Origin of the sequence: Shewanella maritima, assembly GCF_004295345.1 — a bacterium.
In the GTDB taxonomy this organism is placed as follows: domain Bacteria; phylum Pseudomonadota; class Gammaproteobacteria; order Enterobacterales; family Shewanellaceae; genus Shewanella; species Shewanella maritima.
The window spans coordinates 379,799-402,265 of record NZ_CP036200.1 but is presented as its reverse complement, the minus strand read 5'-3'; the positions used below and the strand labels follow the sequence as shown (position 1 = coordinate 402,265).

Annotated in this window: 16 protein-coding genes and 1 pseudogene; 8 read left to right on the top strand and 9 right to left on the bottom strand. The window is 42.4% G+C overall.

Annotated features, from left to right (window positions below; translation table 11 throughout):
* Positions 1–649 precede the first annotated feature (649 nt).
* Positions 650–3,045, top strand: a pseudogene (locus EXU30_RS01820) (Ig-like domain-containing protein).
* A 121-nt stretch (positions 3,046–3,166) separates the two neighbouring features.
* Here the strand turns inward: EXU30_RS01820 and EXU30_RS01815 are convergent.
* Both EXU30_RS01815 and EXU30_RS01810 read right to left on the bottom strand, forming a co-directional pair.
* Positions 3,167–4,534: an L-serine ammonia-lyase gene (locus EXU30_RS01815; RefSeq protein ID WP_130597546.1), complete on the bottom strand. Its 1,368-nt coding sequence runs from the start codon at positions 4,532–4,534 to the stop codon at positions 3,167–3,169.
* An 84-nt stretch (positions 4,535–4,618) separates the two neighbouring features.
* Positions 4,619–5,902 (bottom strand): aromatic amino acid transport family protein, encoded by a 1,284-nt coding sequence (locus tag EXU30_RS01810; protein ID WP_130597545.1) that lies wholly within the window; start codon positions 5,900–5,902, stop codon positions 4,619–4,621.
* Between the two features lie 428 nt (positions 5,903–6,330).
* On the opposite strand from EXU30_RS01810, the gene EXU30_RS01805 reads away from it, so the two are divergent.
* Entirely contained in the window at positions 6,331–6,903 is a 573-nt protein-coding gene (locus tag EXU30_RS01805) for a uracil-DNA glycosylase family protein (protein WP_130597544.1), read from the top strand.
* 144 nt (positions 6,904–7,047) lie between these two features.
* Here EXU30_RS01805 and galE read toward each other — a convergent pair whose 3' ends face one another.
* Positions 7,048–8,076 carry a UDP-glucose 4-epimerase GalE gene (galE, locus tag EXU30_RS01800; protein WP_130597543.1) on the bottom strand — a complete coding sequence of 343 codons (1,029 nt, stop codon included), beginning with the start codon at positions 8,074–8,076 and terminating at the stop codon, positions 7,048–7,050.
* A gap of 292 nt (positions 8,077–8,368) precedes the next feature.
* Here galE and EXU30_RS01795 point away from each other — a divergent pair, with 292 nt between their 5' ends.
* From EXU30_RS01795 to EXU30_RS01780, 4 genes are all read left to right on the top strand, one after another.
* On the top strand, positions 8,369–10,579 hold the full coding sequence (locus EXU30_RS01795) for a transporter substrate-binding domain-containing diguanylate cyclase (RefSeq protein ID WP_130597542.1): 2,211 nt from the start codon (positions 8,369–8,371) through the stop codon (positions 10,577–10,579).
* Between the two features lie 188 nt (positions 10,580–10,767).
* Positions 10,768–11,259: a nuclear transport factor 2 family protein gene (locus EXU30_RS01790; protein ID WP_341274636.1), complete on the top strand. Its 492-nt coding sequence runs from the start codon at positions 10,768–10,770 to the stop codon at positions 11,257–11,259.
* A 121-nt stretch (positions 11,260–11,380) separates the two neighbouring features.
* Positions 11,381–12,226: a hypothetical protein gene (locus EXU30_RS01785; protein WP_130597541.1), complete on the top strand. Its 846-nt coding sequence runs from the start codon at positions 11,381–11,383 to the stop codon at positions 12,224–12,226.
* Positions 12,199–12,507 carry a hypothetical protein gene (locus EXU30_RS01780; RefSeq protein ID WP_130597540.1) on the top strand — a complete coding sequence of 103 codons (309 nt, stop codon included), beginning with the start codon at positions 12,199–12,201 and terminating at the stop codon, positions 12,505–12,507. The genes EXU30_RS01785 and EXU30_RS01780 overlap by 28 nt, the downstream gene beginning before the upstream one ends.
* Positions 12,508–12,639: 132 nt before the next feature.
* On the opposite strand, the gene EXU30_RS01775 is transcribed toward EXU30_RS01780, so the two are convergent.
* Positions 12,640–13,371 (bottom strand): LEM-3-like GIY-YIG domain-containing protein, encoded by a 732-nt coding sequence (locus EXU30_RS01775; protein ID WP_130597539.1) that lies wholly within the window; start codon positions 13,369–13,371, stop codon positions 12,640–12,642.
* Positions 13,372–13,417: 46 nt separating this feature from the next.
* Positions 13,418–13,747: a DMT family transporter gene (locus EXU30_RS01770; protein WP_130597538.1), complete on the bottom strand. Its 330-nt coding sequence runs from the start codon at positions 13,745–13,747 to the stop codon at positions 13,418–13,420.
* Between the two features lie 136 nt (positions 13,748–13,883).
* On the opposite strand from EXU30_RS01770, the gene EXU30_RS01765 reads away from it, so the two are divergent.
* Entirely contained in the window at positions 13,884–14,402 is a 519-nt protein-coding gene (locus EXU30_RS01765) for a DUF1993 family protein (RefSeq protein ID WP_165398947.1), read from the top strand.
* Between the two features lie 87 nt (positions 14,403–14,489).
* Here EXU30_RS01765 and EXU30_RS01760 read toward each other — a convergent pair whose 3' ends face one another.
* The 3 genes from EXU30_RS01760 to EXU30_RS01750 form a co-directional block, all read right to left on the bottom strand.
* Complete coding sequence (locus EXU30_RS01760) at positions 14,490–15,479, bottom strand: SMP-30/gluconolactonase/LRE family protein (protein ID WP_130597536.1); 990 nt, start codon at positions 15,477–15,479, stop codon at positions 14,490–14,492.
* A 311-nt stretch (positions 15,480–15,790) separates the two neighbouring features.
* On the bottom strand, positions 15,791–17,149 hold the full coding sequence (locus EXU30_RS01755) for a sodium-dependent transporter (RefSeq protein ID WP_130597535.1): 1,359 nt from the start codon (positions 17,147–17,149) through the stop codon (positions 15,791–15,793).
* A 470-nt stretch (positions 17,150–17,619) separates the two neighbouring features.
* Complete coding sequence (locus EXU30_RS01750; RefSeq protein ID WP_130597534.1) at positions 17,620–18,090, bottom strand: Lrp/AsnC family transcriptional regulator; 471 nt, start codon at positions 18,088–18,090, stop codon at positions 17,620–17,622.
* 988 nt (positions 18,091–19,078) lie between these two features.
* On the opposite strand from EXU30_RS01750, the gene EXU30_RS01745 reads away from it, so the two are divergent.
* A complete protein-coding gene (locus EXU30_RS01745) occupies positions 19,079–21,604 on the top strand; it encodes a TonB-dependent receptor (protein ID WP_130597533.1) in 2,526 nt (841 codons plus the stop codon).
* A gap of 108 nt (positions 21,605–21,712) precedes the next feature.
* On the opposite strand, the gene gloA is transcribed toward EXU30_RS01745, so the two are convergent.
* Positions 21,713–22,123, bottom strand: coding sequence for a lactoylglutathione lyase (gene gloA, locus EXU30_RS01740; protein ID WP_130597532.1), 411 nt, complete (start codon positions 22,121–22,123; stop codon positions 21,713–21,715).
* Positions 22,124–22,467 lie beyond the last annotated feature (344 nt).

The following is a 22,467-nucleotide window of genomic DNA, read 5'->3' as shown; positions in this document are numbered from 1 at the left end:
ACCGATAAGGATTTTACTCGTTAAACCGAGCTTTTTAGATTCTGTCACAGGATCTTCCTTCTATTTTACTTCTTTTTATCTGTTTTATTTAACCGCTCAAGCCTAGCAGGATTATTACGGTTATGAAACGGTGTGCTTTGAAAGTTTGCGGTCATAGGTGTACAAAAAAATACTAGAGTTATAGTATAGTTATGTTTAATTTATGTAATGTTTGCCGATAAGTAACTATAGTAAGCAGTAAGTTTTATTTTTTGTAACAGGGAGCCTGACAATGAGGTCAGCATACAAAGTATTTTTTGCGCTTTTGTGTTCGTTTATATTAGTCGCCTGCGGCGGCGGAGGGAGTATCAGTAGTGGTGGTGAAACACCCGACCCAACAACTATTTCAATAAGCCTTTCTATTTCTAATTCAGATATTTCTGCAGCTGAGCCTGCAACTGTTACCGCAAAAGTCACTGACTCTAGTGGTAACCCTGTCAGTACGCTAGTGAGCTTTGAACTTAATAATGAAGAATATGGCTCGTTTGACCCAGGTACTGGTGAGGTATCAACTAATTCAAGCGGTGAAGCGCAAGTTACTGTAAAAACAGCTGCAATTAAAACCGGCGCTACAGTTATTGCAACGACATCAACGGGGGAGTCAGCATCTATCAACGTCAATATGGCCGGCGATGGTGAGTCTGGTGGCGATACTGAAATCTCTGTAAAGATAGAGACGACAGTGACGCAAGTTTCTGCTGCTGAGCCTGCAATTGTCACTGCAACTGTCACCGACCCTTCAGGCAATCCTGTTAGCACTCTAGTTACCTTTACATTAAACAATGCGACTTACGGTACTTTCACTCCATCTACAGGTCAGGTAGCAACGAATGATAACGGTGTAGCTAGTGTTATTTTAAATACAGCTGATTTAAATACAGGTGCGACGGTAACAGCAACAACAGCGTCTGGAGAATCAAACTCACTTAACGTAACCATGGCCGGTGACGGTGGTGAAGCTGGTGGCGGCGCGCAAGTTTCTCTTGCGCTAACAGATATTGATGGTAATTCAATTCAGAACATCACAACGCTTAAGCCTGGTCGTTTAACCGCAACAGTTACGGGCATCACAAAACCGACTATTGTAACGTTTGCGGCTGATATTGGTGATCTACCAATTAAAACGGCGGTGACTGATGCTGAAGGTAAAGCTGTCGTTGATATTTATGCTGGTAGCGAGTTAGGTGCTGGTGAAGTGACCGCGACGCTGCCAACAAATGAGTCTGGTACTACGATTGTCGTCGTAGGTGCGACTAACGTTGAAATGGGTAGCGGTGATCCTTTTGTTGAAGGTGTAGCTCAAGTGAGTACAGCAGACCTTTCTGCTGGCGGCACAGCGACAGTTACCGTACTTATTCAGGATGACGAAGGTAATCCTTTTACTCAACCTGTAGATGTCAACTTCTCTTCGACTTGTGCAACTAAGAATCCAGCTCAAGCTGTTATTTCTAGCCCTGTATCGTCAAGCAATGGTGTTGCAACGTCAACTTACCTAGCACAAGGCTGTGTGGGTGAAGACCAAATTAACGTAACGGCTAATGCTGGTGGTATCAGCTTATCGGCGGTAGGCACGATTAATGTGCTAGCTGCAGATGTGGGTAGCATAGTGTTTGTTTCTGCAGAACCTGAAAATATCAGTATTTTAGGTACAGGTGGTGATGAATCTTCAACCGTTAAATTCAAAGTATTAGACGAAAATGGTAACCCGGTTGCTAACCAATCAGTGTCGTTCGAGCTAAATACCAACGTTGGTGGTGTAGGTATTACGCCGTTAGTCGCTACGACAAATAACGAAGGTGTGGTGCAAACAGTTGTTACGTCAGGTTCTGTTGCTACCTCGCTGCGTGTGACCGCAACAGTTGAAAATGGTGTAGTCCCAGCTATTTCGAGTCAATCTAAGCAGTTGATTGTCTCTACTGGTATCCCAGATCAAGACAGTTTCTCACTTTCAGCTGAAGTACTAAACGCTGAGGGTGGGATATAGATGGCACGGAAGTGGTTATCACTGCACGTATGGCTGATGCATTTAACAACCCTGTGCCAGATGGAACAACGGTATCGTTTACCACTGAAGGTGGTTCTATTGAAGATGCATGTCAAACCGTAAAAGGTGTATGTTCAGTTATGTGGACATCGCAACTGCCACGTCCTGATGGTCAATCAATTATTGGTGGCGACGGCTCTCAAGTACGAGTACCAAACTCAAGCTTAATTTATTACCCAACGTTGGATATCTACGGTAACGTATACGGTCAAAAGTACGGCGGCCGAGCAACGATTACCGCGACAGCTATTGGTGAAGAATCGTTCCCTGATCACAATGGTAATGGTCGCTTTGATGCTGATGAAATGGACGCATTTTTGAATCAAACTGACGTTACCGGTCAGAGTTTTGATCTCGATGACGCGTACAATGATTATAACGAGGACACTGTATTTAACCCTCAACCAGCTAACCAATTGCCTGGACAGGCTGGTGGTGAGTTAGAAGAGTTAATCGACTTCAATAGCAATGGGCAGTTTGATAAAGCTGATGGCTTGTACAATGGTGTGCTTTGTTCAACCCCTGCGCATGCAGGGTGTGCAGATGGCGTAACTAACTCTAAGTCGTTATTTGTGCGTCGCAGCCTAGTTATGGTGATGTCTGGTTCCGCAGCTTTCGCTACTCCAGCGAATGAAATTTGGATTGATGACCGTGATGGCTTAAATCAAGGTGGCTCAATTGATATCGTAGGTAAAGGTGCTGCAAGCGTTAAGTTTACTATTTCAGATAGACACAATCAGCAGATGCCCGCAGGTACTATCGTGAAGTTCACCGCAAGTGCAGGCTCGGTTGTGAGCGCTGGCGAGTATGTATGGCCTAGTAGTAATCATAACGGTGGTCGTGACTTTGTGGTGACATTAAAAGGTGAAGATGAACCAAATACCGGTATATTCCTTGTTGAAGTGATTACCCCTGGTGAAATCGCTTCGCAAGTCGTATCACTGAATATCAATATCTTCTGATTTATTTTGAAGAGTAAACAAAAAGCCAGTCTTGATGACTGGCTTTTTCATTATGGGGTGCTAAACATTGAGCATGTACTGACACCTTGGTTTTCAGGCATTGAGAACCAAGCATTAAGTGCTAAGCACAAAGATTGGTTACCTTGATAGCTAAGCCGCCTTGACTTGTCTCTCGGTATTTCACATGCATGTCTTTACCGGTTTCATACATGGTAGCAATCACCTTATCCAAGCTGACTCGTGGCGATGAGTTACGGCGAAGTGCCATGCTTGATGAGTTAATCGCTTTAACCGACGCGATAGCGTTACGCTCGATACAAGGTACTTGCACTTGACCTGCAACCGGGTCGCAGGTTAGACCTAGGTTATGCTCCATACCAATTTCTGCCGCCATACACACTTGTGCCGGTGAGCCGCCCATCAGCTCAGCAAGTCCAGCCGCTGCCATAGAGCAAGCAACGCCAACTTCGCCCTGGCAGCCAACTTCTGCACCAGAAATAGAAGCATTGCGCTTGTACAGAGAACCTACTGCAGCAGCAGCTAAGAAGTAACGGGTACATTCTTCTTGTCCAACTTGCTGAATAAACTTGTCATAGTAGGCGAGCACCGCTGGGATGATACCGGCTGCGCCATTGGTAGGTGAGGTAACAACACGCCCACCTGCAGCATTTTCTTCACTTACAGCTAATGCAAATACGTTTACCCAATCAATGATTTCCATCGGGTCGTTACTTAAACGCTCGCCTCGTAGTAGTTCACGATAAAGCGCTGGTGCTCGGCGTGATACTTTTAGTGGACCTGCCAGTACGCCTTCGGTTTTACAACCACGCTCAATTGCGTTTTGCATCGTTTTCCAGACTTGACTAAAACCACCTAGGATTTGTTCTTGGGTGTTAAAGCACAATTCATTTTGCATCATAACGCCGCTAATTCCGAGGCCTGATGCATGACAGTGTTGTACAAGTTCTTCTGCATTGTCATAGTGGTAAGGAACGCTCACGTCGCTTGCCTGAGTTTTATCGAATTCACTTTCTTCAACAATAAAGCCGCCGCCGATAGAGTAATATGTTTTACTCAGTACACACTTATCTCCATTCCAAGCATGTAACTTCATGCCATTTTCGTGCAGAGGTAAAGCGTCAGTATGGAAAATTAACGCGCCGGCTGGGAACTGAACCACATGCTCTGCGTTGCCAACAGTGATGCTTTCACTGGCTTCAACGTTGGTGATGAATGGCGCAATACTATCGATGTCTACAGTTTGAGGTTCGTTACCTGCTAAACCCATGATGATGGCAATATCAGTATGGTGACCTTTACCAGTTAATGACAGCGAGCCGTATACATCAACGGTAAACTTGGTCACTTGTTTCAGCTTTTCGAGCTCACGTAGATCGTTTACAAACTCGTTTGCAGCCTTCATTGGGCCAACTGTATGAGAGCTAGAAGGGCCAATGCCAATCTTAAAAATGTCGAATGCGCTAAACATATGCTTACCTAAAAGCGGCTTAATGCCGCAAAATATGAAGAGGAGCGTTAAGGCTCCTCTTAAAAACAACCAAAGAGCTAATCGTTAACCTATTAAGTCATAAATGATGGCGGTCATTGCCAGTACACCTGCAAGAATCACGAAGATATTGCTGACGCGACCACGATAGGCTTTTAGTGCAGGTACTTTGTAAACCGCATACATTGGCATGAGGTATAAGATTGACGCGATAATAGGGCCACCCAATGCTTCTATCATGCCTAGAATGCTAGGGTTAATAACGGCGACGCCCCAGATTGTGAAGAACATAAAACCCAGAATAAACTTATTGATGCTTGCATCTGATATGGTTTTGTTGCTACTGCGAAGCTGCTTAGCAATCATGCCCTTTAGACCCTCAGTAGCACCTAAGTAGTGACCAAAGAATGATGAGATAATCGCAATGAAGGCAATGATAGGACCGAAATAGCTCACAAAACCGCTGTCATGTACGTTGGCCAGGTAGGATAAAATTGGCAGGTTTTGCGCTTTTGCATCAGCCAATTGAGCAGGGCTAAGTGATAGTACGCAAGAGAATACGAATAGCATAACAAAGCCTACTAGCATCATAGCGGTGTTACGCAGAATAACATCAGCTTTCTTTGCTGCATCTTTGCCATGATCACGCTTCAACGAAACCGAGAATTGCGAAATAGCTGGAGAGTGGTTAAAAGCAAAAACCAATACTGGAATCGTTAACCAAACGGTACCTAAGAAATCAGTTGTAGCCGGAACCACTTGCAGTGCATCCATTTTCCAATCGGGTACAAGGTATAGCGACATAAAGGCTAAAATAGCTACAAGCGGATAAACCAGTAGTTGTGTTACTTTAAGCATGAATTTCTCACCAGCAACCATGACTGACATCATTGCGATGATCAACACGCCAGATAGAATCGCACGCGGAGGTGAGTCAAAACCTAGTTGATTGACAATGAAACTGTCGACAGTATTAGTAATACCTACGCCGTAAATTAATACAATCGGGTAGATTGCGAAGAAGTACAGTACTGTGATGGCTTTACCAGCTCCCACACCAAAGTGCTCTTCAACGACCTGAGTAATGTCACTGCCTTGGATATTTGATGAGCACACAAAACGAGATAAGCCACGATGAGCAAGGTATGTCATCGGCCCAATAATTAATGCCATTAATACCAGTGGCCAAAAACCACCCATGCCAGCGTTGATTGGTAAGAATAAGATACCGGCGCCAACCGCGGTTCCAAATAGGCTTAACATCCAGGTAGTATCTTTGCGGGTCCAAGCGAGTTGGCTAGAACCAGATTGCTCCTCAACTGGAGCTGAAGTCATGGTGTCGTTTTGCATAAGGCAAACCTTAATTAGGTAGAAATTACGGTTGGAGAATATAGAGTTCTGATTTTAGGAAAGTGATCCAAATCATTGTTTGTGGTGGTCAGATTTATAAGTCATACAAAATGCGAGCTAGATCAGAACTATTAGGTATTGCTGAATTAATTGTATAACACGGCGTGCGGCTAATTGTTACTTAGCTAACAAGAGAGGATGTATTGTTACATTTGCGTAACCGTAACTTGGCGTTCAAAGTCGGGCTTTGGGAATTGAAGAAAAGGGTAGTAAGGCAGTGTAAGTTGCTGGCGGTGAGGTTTGCTGCTGAGTAATTTTAGTTATCACTTGCATATTTAACTGAACGCGCAACCTGTCGTTTAATAGAATATAATCACCCGATTAAGCAAGGCTTAATTATGAGTTAGAACTCACTTAAGAAATAACAGATGGAACCTTTACTTCAGCAAATTCGCCAATGCAACGCCTGCGCCATCAAGCTTAAACATGAGTGCAAACCAATAATACAAGCCAGTGAAAATTCTAAGGTATTGATTGCAGGTCAAGCCCCAGGGCGAATAGCTCATGAAACCGGGATTGCTTTTAATGATGCTAGTGGCCAAAGGTTAAGGGATTGGCTCGGTGTATCAGAATCCGAATTTTATGACAGTAATAATTTTGCGATTTTACCTATGTCATTTTGCTATCCTGGTTCAGGAAAGTCCGGCGATCTGGCGCCACTTAAAGAGTGTTCCCTCAAGTGGCGAGAGCAGTTAATGCAAAGCCTAACTCAGGTACAGCTAACCATTATTATCGGTCGGTATGCTAAACAATATCATCTAGGCAATAATCGACAATCTCTAACAGAGGTCGTGTCTATGGGGTTTGATTCTGAGCTGCGCCGGTTTGTCCTGCCACACCCAAGCCCAAGAAATAATATATGGTTATCAAAACATCCATGGTTTGGGTTGCAGGTGTTGCCGCAACTTAAAGTTCAAGTATCAAAGGTTTTATCGCAGTGAGCTTTAGGTACATTGAACCCTTGTTGGACATTGTTTTTGCTTATTGTGCTGCTTGAGAATGGAGCCCTATAAAGGCCAACTGAAAGATTGAGTACCATACAGTTAGCCTAAGTAGTCATATGTATCGATAAATTAGTGTGCTATTCATGCTTTGCTAAAGCCGTTAGGGTTAGCAGATTGCCAGCGCCAAGTATCTATCATCATGTCTGAAATATCACGCTTAGTACGCCATCCAAGTACTTGATTAGCTTTACTCGCATCAGCCCAAAACTCTGGTAAGTCTCCGGCGCGTCTTGGTGCAATTGTGTATGGAATGCTTACGCCGCTTGCCTTTTCAAATGCACTTACAATTTCAAAAACGGATGTTCCGGTACCTGTACCTAAATTAAAGGCCTCGACGCCGGTAAAGCCTGGATTATTGTTTAGCCAATCAAGCGCGGCTACATGGCCCTCAGCGAGATCCATCACGTGAAGATAGTCGCGTAAACAGGTGCCATCAGGCGTCGAGTAGTCATCACCAAAAACCGTCAATTGTTCTCTTTTTCCCACTGCGACTTGGGCAACATAAGGCAACAAATTGTTTGGGATACCTTTTGGGTCTTCACCAATTTCACCACTCTCATGGGCACCGACCGGATTAAAATAACGCAACATCACGCCTTTAAAGTCAGCATTGGCGATAGCGAGATCATTGACTACTCGCTCTATCATTACTTTGGTCGCCCCGTATGGGTTGCTTGGATTGCCTATTTTCAATGTTTCCACATATGGTGGTTTATTCTCTTCACCATAGACGGTAGCTGAAGAGCTAAAAATAAACTGATTAACCTGATGTTTAGTCATAACATCTAGCAGGCATAGTGAGCCAAATACATTGTTTTGATAGTAATCCAGTGGTATCTCGCTTGACTCGCCGACTGCTTTTAGGGCTGCAAAGTGAATAACACCGCTTATATCATGTTGAGTAAATACTTGTTCTAAAGCTGCTTTGTCACAAACATCACCTTCGACAAAATCTATGCTGCGGGATGTTAATTTTTCTACGCGCTTGATAGATTCAAGACTAGAGTTACACAAGTTATCGTAAACAACGACCTCATAGCCTTTATTCAGTAAGCAAAGAGCAGTGTGTGAACCAATATAACCTGCACCGCCAGTCACTAGCACTTTCATGGGAACCCTTTATTTCTTAACACAAAACTCTGCTAAGTATATGTTGCTCGCAGGAAATAACAATTAAGTCAAACACTAAACTTGACCCCTTGGGGGTTTAAACCTATCTTTGGTTAAATATTGCTCACCACGTGGGGCAATTTTAAAAATAGTGAGCTTCACCCTAATAAGTGAAGCACTGCTTAAGCCATAGCAAAAAAGCAATAATACAGCGCTGCATAAACAGCGCGACAAAACAAAAATTCTGCGCTGGTTCGGTTTTCTATGCGAGGCTGAATTCAAGGAGGGGGAAGTGCAAAAGCAAGGAGTGCTGCGCTTAATATCAACTATCTGTTGTATTTTAGCTCTATGGTGTCTGAACCCCTTATCAGCCGCAGAGCCTTCAAACACTGTGCTTAGTGAGCCTGAAAAAGAGTTTATCCTACATAATCCAGTAATTAAGCTAGGTACGGGTCAAGCCACAGCACCTTACTTATTTTTTAACGCACAAAATAATGCTCAGGGCTTTGATAGAGATTATGCCGATCTTATTGAACAGCAAACAGGGTTTACCATTGAGTTTGAAGTGGGCAGCTGGGGGCATGTACAAAATAAAGTTGCTAACGGTGAACTTCATGGTCTCTCAAACATAGCTCAAAGTCATATCAATCAATCTAGTTATCGCTACAGTGAACCCTACCTATCATTACCATCTGTGGTAGTGGTTAATCGCATGAACCATCATGGGATTTTTACTATTGATGACATTCAATACAAAAGAGTTGGCGTTCAGCAATTACATCAGGACGCTGAGTTGTTAACGGCTGAGCTAGGTGATGTCGACATCGTTTACTTTCCAGACGCTTACAAGATGCTACATGCGCTAGTGGAGAATGATATTGATGCCGCGGTTATCGACGAGTCGCTATATTACCTCAGTGATGAAATGGAGATACGTGACTTTATCAGTACTGCGTTTGTGTTAAAAAATCACCAGCAGTTGCATTTTGCTTTCAAGCCAAACCATCAGATCCTGGCTGATATATTCAGTAAAGCCATCGCTGCAATAGGCCCATGTAAAACTAATGATCTCAAACGGCACTGGTTTCGTTCATTTGACGAGCATAACATTGAGTTTACTCATGCTGAGAAAACTTACCTATATTCAAAAAAGCGCTTTAAGTACTGTATTGACCCAAATTGGTTCCCCTATGAAGCCAACGACAATGGCAAGCACATAGGGATGACCGCTGATATTTTGGCGTTGTTTCAACAAAAGCTACAAATCTCCTTTGAATATCTACCCACCAAATCTTGGGTTGAAACCATGGACAGGATGAAAAATGGCGAGTGTGACTGGATTACCTTGGCAATGGCGACACCTCAGCGCGAGACCTTTCTTGATTTCACTGAGCCTTATATCAACGTCCCACTTGTGATTGCAACTTCTCATGATACTGATTTCATTGCTGACATCGGCATTCTCGATGGTAAATCAATCGGCTTTATTAAAGGTTATGCGTTTATAGAGCTGATTAGCCGTCAGTATCCTGAGATTGATATTGTTGCGGTTGATGATATTCATCAAGGCTTATACATGGTTGAGCAAGGTGAGTTGTTTGGGTTTGCAGACTCTCATTCAAATATTAGTTTGCATCTGCAGCTGCATGGGATCGGGAAAGTAAAAGTCTCTGGGCGATTTGATGAGAAGTTTGAATTATCTATGGCGGTTCCTCACGGTGATACTGTACTACTCAGTATCCTTGATAAGTTGGTCGATAGTTTAAGTTCGCAGCAACATCAAGCTATTTTAAATAAGTATATGTCAGTGAGCTACCAGCAAGTAATTGATTATAGAGTCGCCTACCAAGTGATTGTCATCTTTAGCATTGTGACCTTACTTATTTTACTGTGGAACCGCAGAATACATTCGGAGAAACAAAAATATAGGGCGCTAGTAGCTGAGCTAAAGGAAAAGGATCACAAGTTACAAATTGCTTATAAAAAGCTTGAACAGGTCTCTACTATAGATAAGCTCACAGGAATTTATAACCGTAGAAAAATTGATGAGGCATTAAAAGAAGAATTGAGCCGCAGTCAGCGTAGTGACAGTGTTTTCTCAATAATGTTACTTGATATCGATTACTTTAAAGCTGTGAATGATAACTATGGCCATCATGCTGGTGATAAATTTCTAGTTGAGTTTGCACACCTTGTCAGTACTAACAAACGAGAGACTGACTTCTTTGGCCGCTGGGGCGGGGAGGAGTTTATTCTTATCCTACCAAATACCTTGCTGCAGCAAGCCATGCATAAGGCTGAGCGATTAAGACAAATTATTGAGCGCAACCGCTTTACTAAAGTGGGTTACCAGTCTGTCAGCATAGGTGTCAGTACTTATCAATACGGTGATGATACCGAAACCCTTATGCAGCGTGCAGACCGCAGTTTGTACCATGCTAAAGCAGAAGGGCGCAATACGGTAATGGGGCAAGCTGAATTTGATTTTGAGGTTAACAAGTAGCGTACAGGAATGACTTTGAATAAAAGGGCACCGTTGCAAACTTGGGGTTATCAACCTTGAGTATGAGCTTTATTCGTATGCTTGCCATGCGCAATTTGTACTATTAGCTTATGGTTTGATAGGCCTCAATGAGGTTACATGGATACTGGGTGCTCACCTGTAAGTGATGCTAAGGGATGGGGGGTTAGATGATGAAGCACTGCAGAATAGCTGTTTTTTATGTCGGCTGCTTAGTGACGACATTACTTTTTACAAATGTCTTTGCTAATGACAAACCAAATACAATACCTGACCGTCAGTTGATTGAAAGAGCCGTTCTGGACTATATAGAATCTCAGCATCAGGGTGATGGAGACATGATGGCCCGCAGTCTAGATGAAACGCTTGCAAAACGTACATACTGGCTAGGGAAAGATCATGAAGAGTTCGTATTAGAAACTGACTTTGACACCATGATCAAAGTTGCAAATACCTATAACAAAAGTGGTGACAAGTTCCCTACTAACCCTAGAGTAGAGATACGCATTTTAGATATCGACAATCGAGTCGCATCTGTAAAACTGACGGTTGATGACTGGATTGATTACATGCATTTGTATAAAACACGTGATGGACGCTGGTTGACGGTAAATGTACTTTGGCAATTTCGTGACGAGTCTAAACATGCTTCAACTAACTGATTGAAAGTAGTTATACAAACTTAAGATTTTATGCATGAGTGAATTAACTTAATTAAACAAGTTACTATCGTGATGTTGCGCTTGCTGTTGATTTATTGACCACAGATTGATAGCGTTGTCAATGCAACACGCTATCAATTCATTCAGGAAAATAAGGATATTGATTCTGAATTTCATGCACATCATCACGATTAGTCGCACGCTTCAACTTGGGTTTCAGCAGTTGCTGGTGCCTTGTGTGTTAGCCGTTGCCGTTATCCTAACCGGGTGCTCAGATAATCACAAAGTATCCACTCACTCAGCAGATTACGATACTGTTATCGATCAAGATGCTCAGTTTATTTATAAAGATATCAAAGTAGCCAAAGCACCTAGACAATGGGACTGGATGCTTCCAGACTTGAATTCTCTCGCTCAGGCCTCTAGTCAACAATATCGCTATCCTTCACTCACGGGCATCGCTGAGTACAAGCAGTCCTTTCAATTAGATAATGTCATAGGGTTTGTTTGGGGTTGGCAATCTCGTACTGATAAATATGATATTGAAGTATTTTTGCTTTACATGTTTATAGGTGAAGATAAATATCTGATGCGTACTTTTCATAACTCTCATCACCTTACAGTTGATGAGGCTATATTGATTACCTTTTATGATTATTTTCGTTATGAAAGACCGTTTATGGCGCAAAAATGGCAGATTAGTGAGCCCTATGATAACTACAAAATGGAACCCTTACTAACTCTGGGCAGTGAGCTTTTTGAACAAGGGCATGAATATCCAGTGTTTGATGGTCGAATTGTCACTCTAAAAGACGTGTATTTACGCCAAGCCCAAACAAAGCGTGTTAAAGATAACAATGGTTTAACCCATTATGTGTGTAAATGGCTTGTACCAGAAGGGGAGGGAAGCTCGCTAAAGGCGAAGAAGTATGTCTTATCTTGCCAAGCCAATTTGAGCAACAATTAGCAAGAGTTGGTCAGTCAGCCAACCGATTAGTCACTTCCTCAAATTTAATGACACTCAAAGTAGAGTTGAGCCATCAAGGTACTATAACCAATATTGTGTCTGGCGTAATTACTCCACAGCATATGGATGATTCAGGTGGTAGGCAAGATGAACTATCAGGTGAAAGTACTAAAAAACGGGTTGCTGGTTGGCCCATCGCCTCAGGTTATGTAGCTGAAGGCGTAGAGCCTGATTTTGAATTTCTATTAAAGATGGATCTTCAAACTCAAACAGCTCATTGAGTTAGGGTCTGTTACGTATAGTATATCAAATTGAACAATCTGAAAGTGAAGTGATTACAAGTGTTGAGTACGATGCATTACTTTAGTTTTTCTCTAAGCTCACATGTCCTTATGCACGTTAGCTAACCCTACTTACCAAGAATACTTCACCGGATTAGAGGCCCCTTTTTTTCGGTATTTATCATCGATACGTTTGCCAAGATAAAGTTTCACTATCTCTTCAGGGGCCAGCCTGCCAACAAAGCCTTTACGTCCTTTCACAGTGGTTTTTTCAGGGAAGTTTTCATTTGTCGCTTCAAGCCAGTTATCTGCAATAAACACCCCGACAATGAGACCTTGAACCACAGCAACAACATAGTCTGCCTGATTGGCTTTATTTAGGCTTATGCGCCATGCATAGCGAGTTGCTTCATACACTGAGTTATCTAGGGCTGAGCGATTAATGTTGATCATCAGTACCTTATGCTCAAACTCGGCAACGGCTGCACTGTACTTATTAATGATCTCAACAGCGTGCATGGCACCAAATTCATTATTACCATGGCCATCCATAATATTGGTGATGCCCGGATAAGCATCGATCAAAGCTGCTTCTACCTCAAATGCCGTTTTTTCATCTAGCCCATGGCGGTGAATCACGTGTGCAACATCAAAACCTGCAAGTTTAATGGCTCGTATGCGGCTCATTTTCTCAGATAGCTCATCGGACTCTATATCTCCCTGGGCATGAGCGAATACGCGGTTTGCTTTACCCTTGCCAATATAAAAGGTTTCGCCATTTCGAGGGTCGATTAAGCGATAAACGTAGTACTTAAGCCTACTAATGACTTCAGTTGAGAATTGTTCAGCTTTATTTGGTTTCATAGAGGTCGTATATGATTTATAACAGCATTGAATTGTCAGCATCGAGTTAGTGTTCGAGTGTTTTCGAGAATAAGTTTATCACTATCACGCCAGCTAAGATCAAGCTAATCCCAATAATAGCGGCAAGGTCGGGCACTTGCTTATAGACAACGGCGCTTATCGAAGCTACCAGTACCATACCCATGCCTGCCCAGATGGCGTAAGCGATCCCCACAGGTACGGTTTTTAGCACTAAAGACAGGAAGTAAAATGCACCGAGATAACCCATTACGCTGATGCTGGTGGCGGTAGCGTTACTAAAACCATTTGATGCTTTAAGTGCCAGTGTTGCTATCACTTCAAAACCGATAGCAATGGCCAAATACCAATAACCCATGATGTTCCCTAGCTCGTTTAATTACATGGTAACCATGATGAACTAAGTTATTGTGTCATGCGAGTAACAATTAACGGCCGATTTTCAATATTTTATTGATTACTTCAATATGACCAGCATCAAGCAAGGAGAGCAGATGAACAATCAACCTATAGCTGTGTTTAGTCACTACTTACGACAATTACGTCAGCTTTTAAACAAGTGTGCAGATCATTGCGAAGATGAAACATTTCTTGAGGCTAGACTGACAGCCGATATGTTCAATCTGTATACCCAGGTGCAAATTACTGCCGGCTTTAGTTTACGAGCCTGTTGCCCTATGGCGGGGAGAGAAGTGCCTGATTTAAGTTGCCATGGGATAGACAACAATCAGCAACCCCTAGCGCAGCTTGATCGCCAGTTAGTACAAACTCTAGATTATTTAACTGAGTTAGATGACAAGGTTTATGATTTAATGACCGGGCAGATCACCGATAAAGCTGGCCCGGTTGCGGTTAACTTACCGACAAATGAGTTTATTTTTCAGTTTGCGCTGCCTAACTTCATGTTTCACTTATCTATGGTGTATGCCATTGCCAAAACGCTCGGTATTCCAGTCACCAAAGGTGATTTTGATGGCTTTCATCAATATCCGGTGGGATTCTCTTTTGAATAAAAAGCGCGTAATGATTGAACAGTCTGATTTAAAAACGCGCTCTAGCATTAATTAACACGACTTTGTGCATATTAATGTTAGATTTCGCTACATAAATTGACCTAAACCTGCAAGTTCAGTGCGCAATGTAAACAAAGTGCCTTTTGCAGAGGTGACAAGTAACGTTTTGCCATCTTTGCCGCCAAATGCGAGGTTAGTAACGCTTTCACCAAAATGGATGGTACGCAAATGTTGGTGAGCTGCGTTAAAGATTTGCACTTCGCCAGGCCCATGGCTAGTCACATATAAATTGCCGGCACAATCGACTGCCATACCGTCAGGCGATGCGACATCCAAGCGCGTTTTTATATTGCCAATACTGCCATCAGCGTTTAACTCGTACAGTGTCACCTTATTGCTGTAATCGCCAACATACAGTGTTGATTCGTCTGGTGATAGCGCTATCCCGTTAGGTTTATTATGTAGGTTGCTTACAAGTGTGAGTTCACCATTAGGGGCGCGCCAATAAACGCCAGTAAATGGTGTATGCTGTTGTCTTGGACCGAGTTGCCAATCAGGATCGGTAAAGTAGATATGCCCTTTTGAATGGCGGACGAGATCATTTGGAGAGTTAAACGCTTTGTTATTATAGTTGGTAACTAGTGGTGTCAGTTGAAGGTTCGAAATTGAGGGATTGTTCAACTCGGTCAAATTTACTGTAGATAATGCACGCTGACCGTGATCCATTACATACAGTTTGTCGTTGTCTGCCAGCAGCCCATTTGTACCTAGTTCTTGTGCGACTAACTTAACTCCTGAGTCTTGATGCCACTGATAGATATTCGATTTAGGGCCGTTTGATTGGTCGCTGTCAAAGTTCATTTCTGAAAAATAAAAGCGTTGAGTGTTGACTGACCAAGTTGGCCCTTCCAAGAAACGCATGCCAGTAGCAATGACCTTGGGCTTGCTACTTTCGGCTAGAGGGAGCTGAGTGCTATCACATTGTGAGAATAAATTAGGCTCGCTAATTTTCTGCGCGTTAGCTTGACCAAACATCATCAAACTTACACTTGCTAGCGTGAGCAGTTTTTTTATCATCACAAACTCCCTTGTCTTGAATAACCTTGTCTTGAATAACCTTGTCTTGAATAACCTTGTCTTGAGTAACTTTGGCACGAATATCTTGGTTAACTTTGGCGCTTAGTCATCATTGTGCGTAATTGCTGGGTAGGACGCAATATTAGTGACAGGTTATTTATCCGCAGCTCGCTTTACAAGCATTTGCACGTATGTGGACACTAGTAAACTGCAAAGGCCATACTCACAGTGAGTATGGCCTTTGTTTGTTATTCTTGCTTGTTACTCTTGTTTCGAGCAAGCGAACTTCAGTAAGGCTTAAGCCTTAAGCCTTAAGCCGTAAAAAGCTGCGCGATGATAACCAGGATTAATAGCGGACAAATATATTTCACATATATCGGCCAAATTTTCCAAAACAAACTTGAGGTATCGACACCGTCTTGGGCAGAGATGGCTTCAATTAAGCTGTTACGACGCCACACCCATCCTAAAAATATCGCAATTCCCAACGCGATTAGCGGCTGAGCACGCTCTGTCGTTAAAGTGATGGTTGCACCGAAAAGACTACTAAAGTTAAACACAATTAAGCTGGCGACGAGTGCGATGAATAAGCCAACATACAAAGTCGCTTGGTTACGATTGAGCTTGGTTTTCTCAATTAAATAGCTAGTTGGCACTTCAACTATAGACATGGCAGAGGTGAGTCCTGCGATAGTCATTAAAATGAAAAATACGATGGCAAGGATGTACTGGGTTATGCCGCCTAGTGATTCAAACAGTGCTGGGAGTACAGTAAATACCAGAGTGTCTGAGTTTAGCAGGCTGCCATCATCGGCGAATATTTGTACGCCTTGATGCTGGGCGACATACATCGCAGGAATGATCATCAGCGCTGCCAAAAATGCCACCAATGTGTCGGTTAAGGTGACATAACCGGTCAACTTCGCCAGGTTATCCTTTTTGTTGAGATAAGCGCCGTAAACCATCATCGCACCTGTACCTACGGTTAGTGAGAAGAAGGTTTGGCCTAGCGCACTTACCAGTACATCAGTGTCTAATACGCGGCTGAAATCGGGGATCAGTAATTGCTTTAACCCTGTCATGGCGCCAGGCTGGAACAAGATGTAAATACTGCCAAGAACTAGCATTAATAGTAGTAGTGGCATCAAACGCTTAGACCAACGCTCAATACCTTGTTGTACGCCTTGACGGATCACCATGATAACCAATGCAGTGAATATCAGAGTAAACACCAAGTTGCGGGATACAGAAAACTCCATGAGCCAATTGGCTACTTCAGGCTGCTCAGCCATTTGTGCTACTGGCGCTATGGCATGGCTGATAAACCAGCCTGATAGAATGCAGTAAAAGGTACAGATCAATGTTGCAGTAATAATTGAGCCGAAACCAATCGCTCCGCCGAGTTTACTGAGTAATTTATTGCTTGAAAGCTTAGCCATTGCGTCCGCAGGGTTGGTTTGCCCGTGGCGCCCAACCATTAGCTCGGCCATTAGCATTGGGTAACCGAGTAGCAAGATAAGCACTATGTACATTAATAAGAATGCGCCACCACCATGAGTAGCAGCCTGAGTTGGGAATCCCCAAATATTCCCTACGCCAACGGCAGAGCCTGCCGCCGCCATAATAAAGCCGATTTTTGAGCTAAATTGGGCTTGAGAGTTTGTAGCCATAATGCACCTGTTTATTCGATTAGGTCGCGCATACTAAGGCTAGTGGAGATAATTGCAATAGCGAATTTATCCAATATTTTTTAATTGAATAAAATCTTATATCTTTATTTTAGTTAATGTTGAGTATAAACGTCTCATACCTACGTAATGGCGAGAATATCTTGTTTTTGATTGGGCGAAACACAGCTGTAACGCAATTTATCCTTGCTAAGAAAAATTATTGGAATCTGACTGAGCGCACAAAACCCAGTCAAAGTTTTAACGGTTAAAACTATAGTGGGAGTAAAAATTGCAACAGTTTGAATAGCAATGGCATGGACAAGGGCCTGGCTCGGGTTTTAATAAGGGTAACTGAGACTAGAGGTATATAGTTGTTTAAGCCCGCAAGCTAGTCGCTTTTACATTGAATTGATAGCAGTTCGAGCCAAGCATATCGAGCTTAAACACTTAAACCTTATCTCACTACAAACCTAGAGTGCAGGTAGTGGGATACTGGTATGATTTTTAACTTTCTTTAGGACGAAGCTAGAGTGAATTCCAGCAACGTGCACGCTGCTAGTCAGTTTGTCTAATAAGAATTGCTTGTAATGCTGCATGTCTGCAACCAGTACTTTTAATAGGTAATCAGCTTCATTACCTGTGATTAAGCTACACTCCTGAACTTCATCCATCGCGCTAATGTCTTGCTCGAATGACTCTAGTACTTCGATATTGTGCTTTTCTAAACTGACCTGAATATACACGGTGAGATTAAGGCCAAATCGCTCTGGATTTAATTGGGTAGAGTAACTTGCAATGTAGCCAGCATCTTCTAGTGCTTTAACACGTCTAGAGCAGGGTGATGGAGATAAGCCGACCTTTGAAGCTAACTCCTGGTTAGATAGCTTCCCAGGTAACTGTAGGTGTTTCAGGATAGCGAGATCAATCTTGTCGAGTTGCATAACTACTTCTTCTCTCGATACTTATTATTTGAATTTAGGTTATCTAGCCTAAATTTTAGCACTTAGGGTAGTAGGACTCCAGATAAACTCAAGTAGTCGCAATGTTATTTATTAGAATGTTAGACCGTATAACCTAGTTTAAGTTTTAATCATGTGACTTTGAGATGGAAAAGTAATCTCGCTTTTTATATCGCTGCCTAACTCAAGATGCTGCCTAAATTATTAGTTGAATTAGGTGAATGAATACGCATTTATTTGTTAACCAAAATTTTACATTATTGAATTTCTTTTTCTGAAAGCAATTAGATGCTGTTTATTGTTGTATTCACCGCAACTAGCTATTTTGATTGTTTTGTATAATGCAAACTAAAATGGCTTTCCGCCAAATTTTGAATCTTATCTATTCGAAAACTTAGAGCCGGTATGGCATTCAGCTAGCATTTATTATTGTTTAATCTAAAAGATCTTCTGGGTTAACTGTAGTTAATGAATCGCAGGAATTAACTGCGCCATTAATCAAGTTCATGATTTTATTAAAGTTAGTTGAGGATTGTTTTGATATATCCAACTTGGTGATGTGTATGGGACTTGTTTTAGGCAGAGACAGAAAAGTTCCACGCCTTAATGTGATCTGCGTCACACTTTTGCTCAAATTAAAGTCGCTGACATGTTAAATTCTCGCTGGTTTAAATCTCTATTTTTGCCTGGTTGTGGTAGTGAATCATTCTGCGGTTGCATAAATATTTAAGTGCGCAGCTAAAAAGTACTCATTAAATTTAACGTTGTTTCTGTCTTTTTATTAACATTTCAAAGCTTATTTGTTAATGATTTTTGGTTTGACGAAACAACTCGGGTTATTCAGTATCAACTCCGTAGCAGATGTGGGTATTTATTTAGATTGCTTGATTAAGTCGGCGTTTAAATAACAACAAATAAAAATGAACCACTGCACAAGATAATAAGATAAATGCTAGGGAGCTTAATCTGTATGAACCAAAAAACATTAATTGCAACGAGCATTAAAACTGCATTAGTTGCTTCAATCGCCGCCGCATCAACAGCATCGGTTTCAGCTTATGCTGAAGAAACTGCAAATGTTGAGCGTATCGAAGTCACAGGCTCTCGTATTCAACGCCAAGACATGGAAACAGCATCGCCTGTTACTGTCATTGACGAGTCTGCTATTCGTGCCGAGGGTTACACTTCTGTTGATGACCTACTTCAAGCACAAACTTCTATGGCTGGTGCTGCAGTAGGCTCAAGCACTAACAATGGTGCGAACGGTGTCGCTCAAGTTGACCTACGTGGTATGGGTGCACAACGTACGCTTGTTCTTTTGAACGGTCGTCGCATGGTTAACTCAGGTAGCGGTGCAGACAGCTCTGTGGATTTAAACTCTATCCCTGTTGCTATGATCGCTCGTGTTGAAATTCTTAAAGATGGTGCATCTGCAGTTTATGGCTCTGACGCGATTGCTGGTGTAGTAAACATTATCACCAAAAAAGACTTTGAAGGTTTCCAATTCGACGTTCAAGGCAGTACCACAGATAAAAATGATGGTGAAACAGGTGAAATCAGTGCGCTTTATGGTTTCAACACTGACACAGGTAATTATACATTTGGTGCAGCATACTCTCGCCGTGAAGGCGTAGTTCAATCAGACCGTGATTGGACACCATCTGCAGGTAGCTCTTACACACCTGGTGGTACTTTAGGTGGCAAATACCAAGATGAGAACGGTGAGTGGAAGGACCTAGAAACAGGTTACGATTTCACACAAGACTCATACTATCAAACGCCAAATGAGCGCTACAGCTTATTTGCTAATATGACCCAAGAATTGGGTGACGACATCGTATTGACTGGTGACCTACTATACACCAAGCGTAAGTCTAACCAGCAATTAGCCGCGCAACCAGCAAGCACCAAATTAAACGTGTGTGGCGCAGATGGTGTAGCGCCAGGTGAACCATGTGTAGATTTAACGCCTGAGATGATTGCCGCTGGCATCGCACCAGATAGCACTGGCCGTGTTGAGTACCGTCGCCGTACGACCGATGTTGGCCCACGTATTTACTCACAAGATACTGATACTTTGCGCGCTTCAGCTGGTTTAGCTGGTTCACTTGATATCAATACTGGTATGGACTGGGACTTCTCATACACATACGGTAAGAACAGTGCAAAAACTTCTGTTGCTAACTCTATCAACCAGAAGAAGTTTGACGAGTCTGTATACAATAACTTTGATGACTGGATGAACGGCACAGTTAGCCAAGAGCAATTAGATGAAATCAGCTACTTAGAAGAGTCGGACGGTGGTAACGAGCAGCACACAGTATCTGCTGGTTTAACTGGTGAACTATTTGACCTAGAAGCTGGTGCAGTTGCGTTTGCACTTGGTGCTGAATACCGTCACGAAAGCGGTTACTTCAACCCTGATGAAGTGATTGTTGCTGGTGAAGGTACTGCTGCACAACAAGATCCAACTAAGGGTAGCTACGATGTATTCTCTATCTTCCAGGAAGTGAGTGTACCATTTACTGATAAGCTGACAGGTGAGTTCGCATTACGTTTTGATGACTACTCAACGTTTGGTAAAGCAACAACCTGGAAAGTCGGTCTAACGTACGAAGCGACTGATGACTTAATGCTTCGTGGTGTGGCTGCAACAGGTTTCCGTGCACCTAGCATTACCGAGCTATACGGCGGTAACTCTGGCTCATACGACTACCTAACTGATCCTGCTGGCGTAGCTAAAGATTCACAGATCTTAGTGAATTACACGTCTGATGAAAACTTAAAGCCTGAAGAGTCTGAGTCTTACACTTTTGGTATCGTGTACTCACCTAGCTATGTTGATGGTATGTCGTTAACCCTAGATTACTGGCGCTTCAAAGTAGATAACGCAATTTCTCGTCGTGATACTCAGGCATTAATGAACTCATGTTACGCTGGCGATTCAAGCGCATGTGAAATGATTAATGTGACTCACGAGAATGCACAAATCGGTAATTGGGATGGTCTAACAAGCGAGTTAACTAACGTTGGTTATCAAGATACTTCAGGTATCGACTTTAACTTAAACTACAAGTTTGAAGGCGCTGGACTAGACTGGACTATCAATAATGACACCACGTACCTATTAAACTTTGAACAAGATAACAAAGATTACACAGGTACTATCGATGGTAACTTCGGTGCTTACGCTAAAGTACGTAACAACTTCAGCATTCAAGCATCGCAAGGTGACTGGAGCGTGATGTACTTTAACCGCTACATTAGTGAAATGGAGAACCTAACTTCTCCAGAAGATAAAGCTGAAGCTGTGCTTTACCACAACGTTTCTGGCTCTTACCACATCAATGATGAGATGCTGTTAACTTTAGGTATCAAAAACCTAACTGATGAAGAACCTTCTCGCGTTAACAATGGTTCAGACGGTGGAACAGTACCAGAAGTTTACGACACCATTGGTCGTCAATACTACGCTGGTTTCTCAATGAAGTTCTAATTTGAACTTTAGTTAAAAACCTAAAAAAGCCCGCATGTTGCGGGCTTTTTGATATGTAAAGTTTACCTGTGAGGTAAACGACTTAAACTTGCCTAAGGTTTAAAGCGACTATCCTAGTGCTGCTGTGGCAGACGCTTGCTGAATGAGTTCAATTTTGTAGCCGTCCGGATCTTCAACAAACGCTATTTCGGTTTTTCCGCCTGCGACAGGGCCTGGTGCACGAGTCACTTTGCCGCCTGCTGCTTCAATTGCTTTACAGCGCGCATAAATGTCTTCTTCACCAATAGCAATATGACCAAATGCGCTGCCTAAGTCGTACTCTTCAACGCCCCAATTATAGGTCAGTTCGATTACTGCTTGACCACTTGATTCGTCGCCAAAGCCGACAAATGCCAAAGTATATTTATACTCGGTATTTTCTGACTGACGTAAAAGGGACATGCCCATAACCTTAGTGTAGAATTCGATGCTTTTTTCTAAGTTGCCCACACGCAACATGGTATGAAGTAGTTGTGCCATATTTTTGGTTTCTTTTATTGTGAAATCTACCGCCTAGATTAACACTGTTTGCTTAAGGCTCAATCAATTAATGATCAGGATCAATATTAACGGTCACAGTTCACAATTATGAACCAACAAAGTAGGAAATTTGGCAACAGTCGCTATCATTAAGCTATTGAAACTTGGAGGCAAGAATGACTACAGAACTAAAAATGGCCCTTGGCACAACCCTAGTGATTGCAATTTGTTTCAGCGCATTTTTCGTAGCAATGTTTTAAAAATTGTTTGCAATTATTGACTTAAAAAGCCGCATTTAGCGGCTTTTTTGATCTTTTGCGTTTGTCTCAAGATAGCGTTACGTA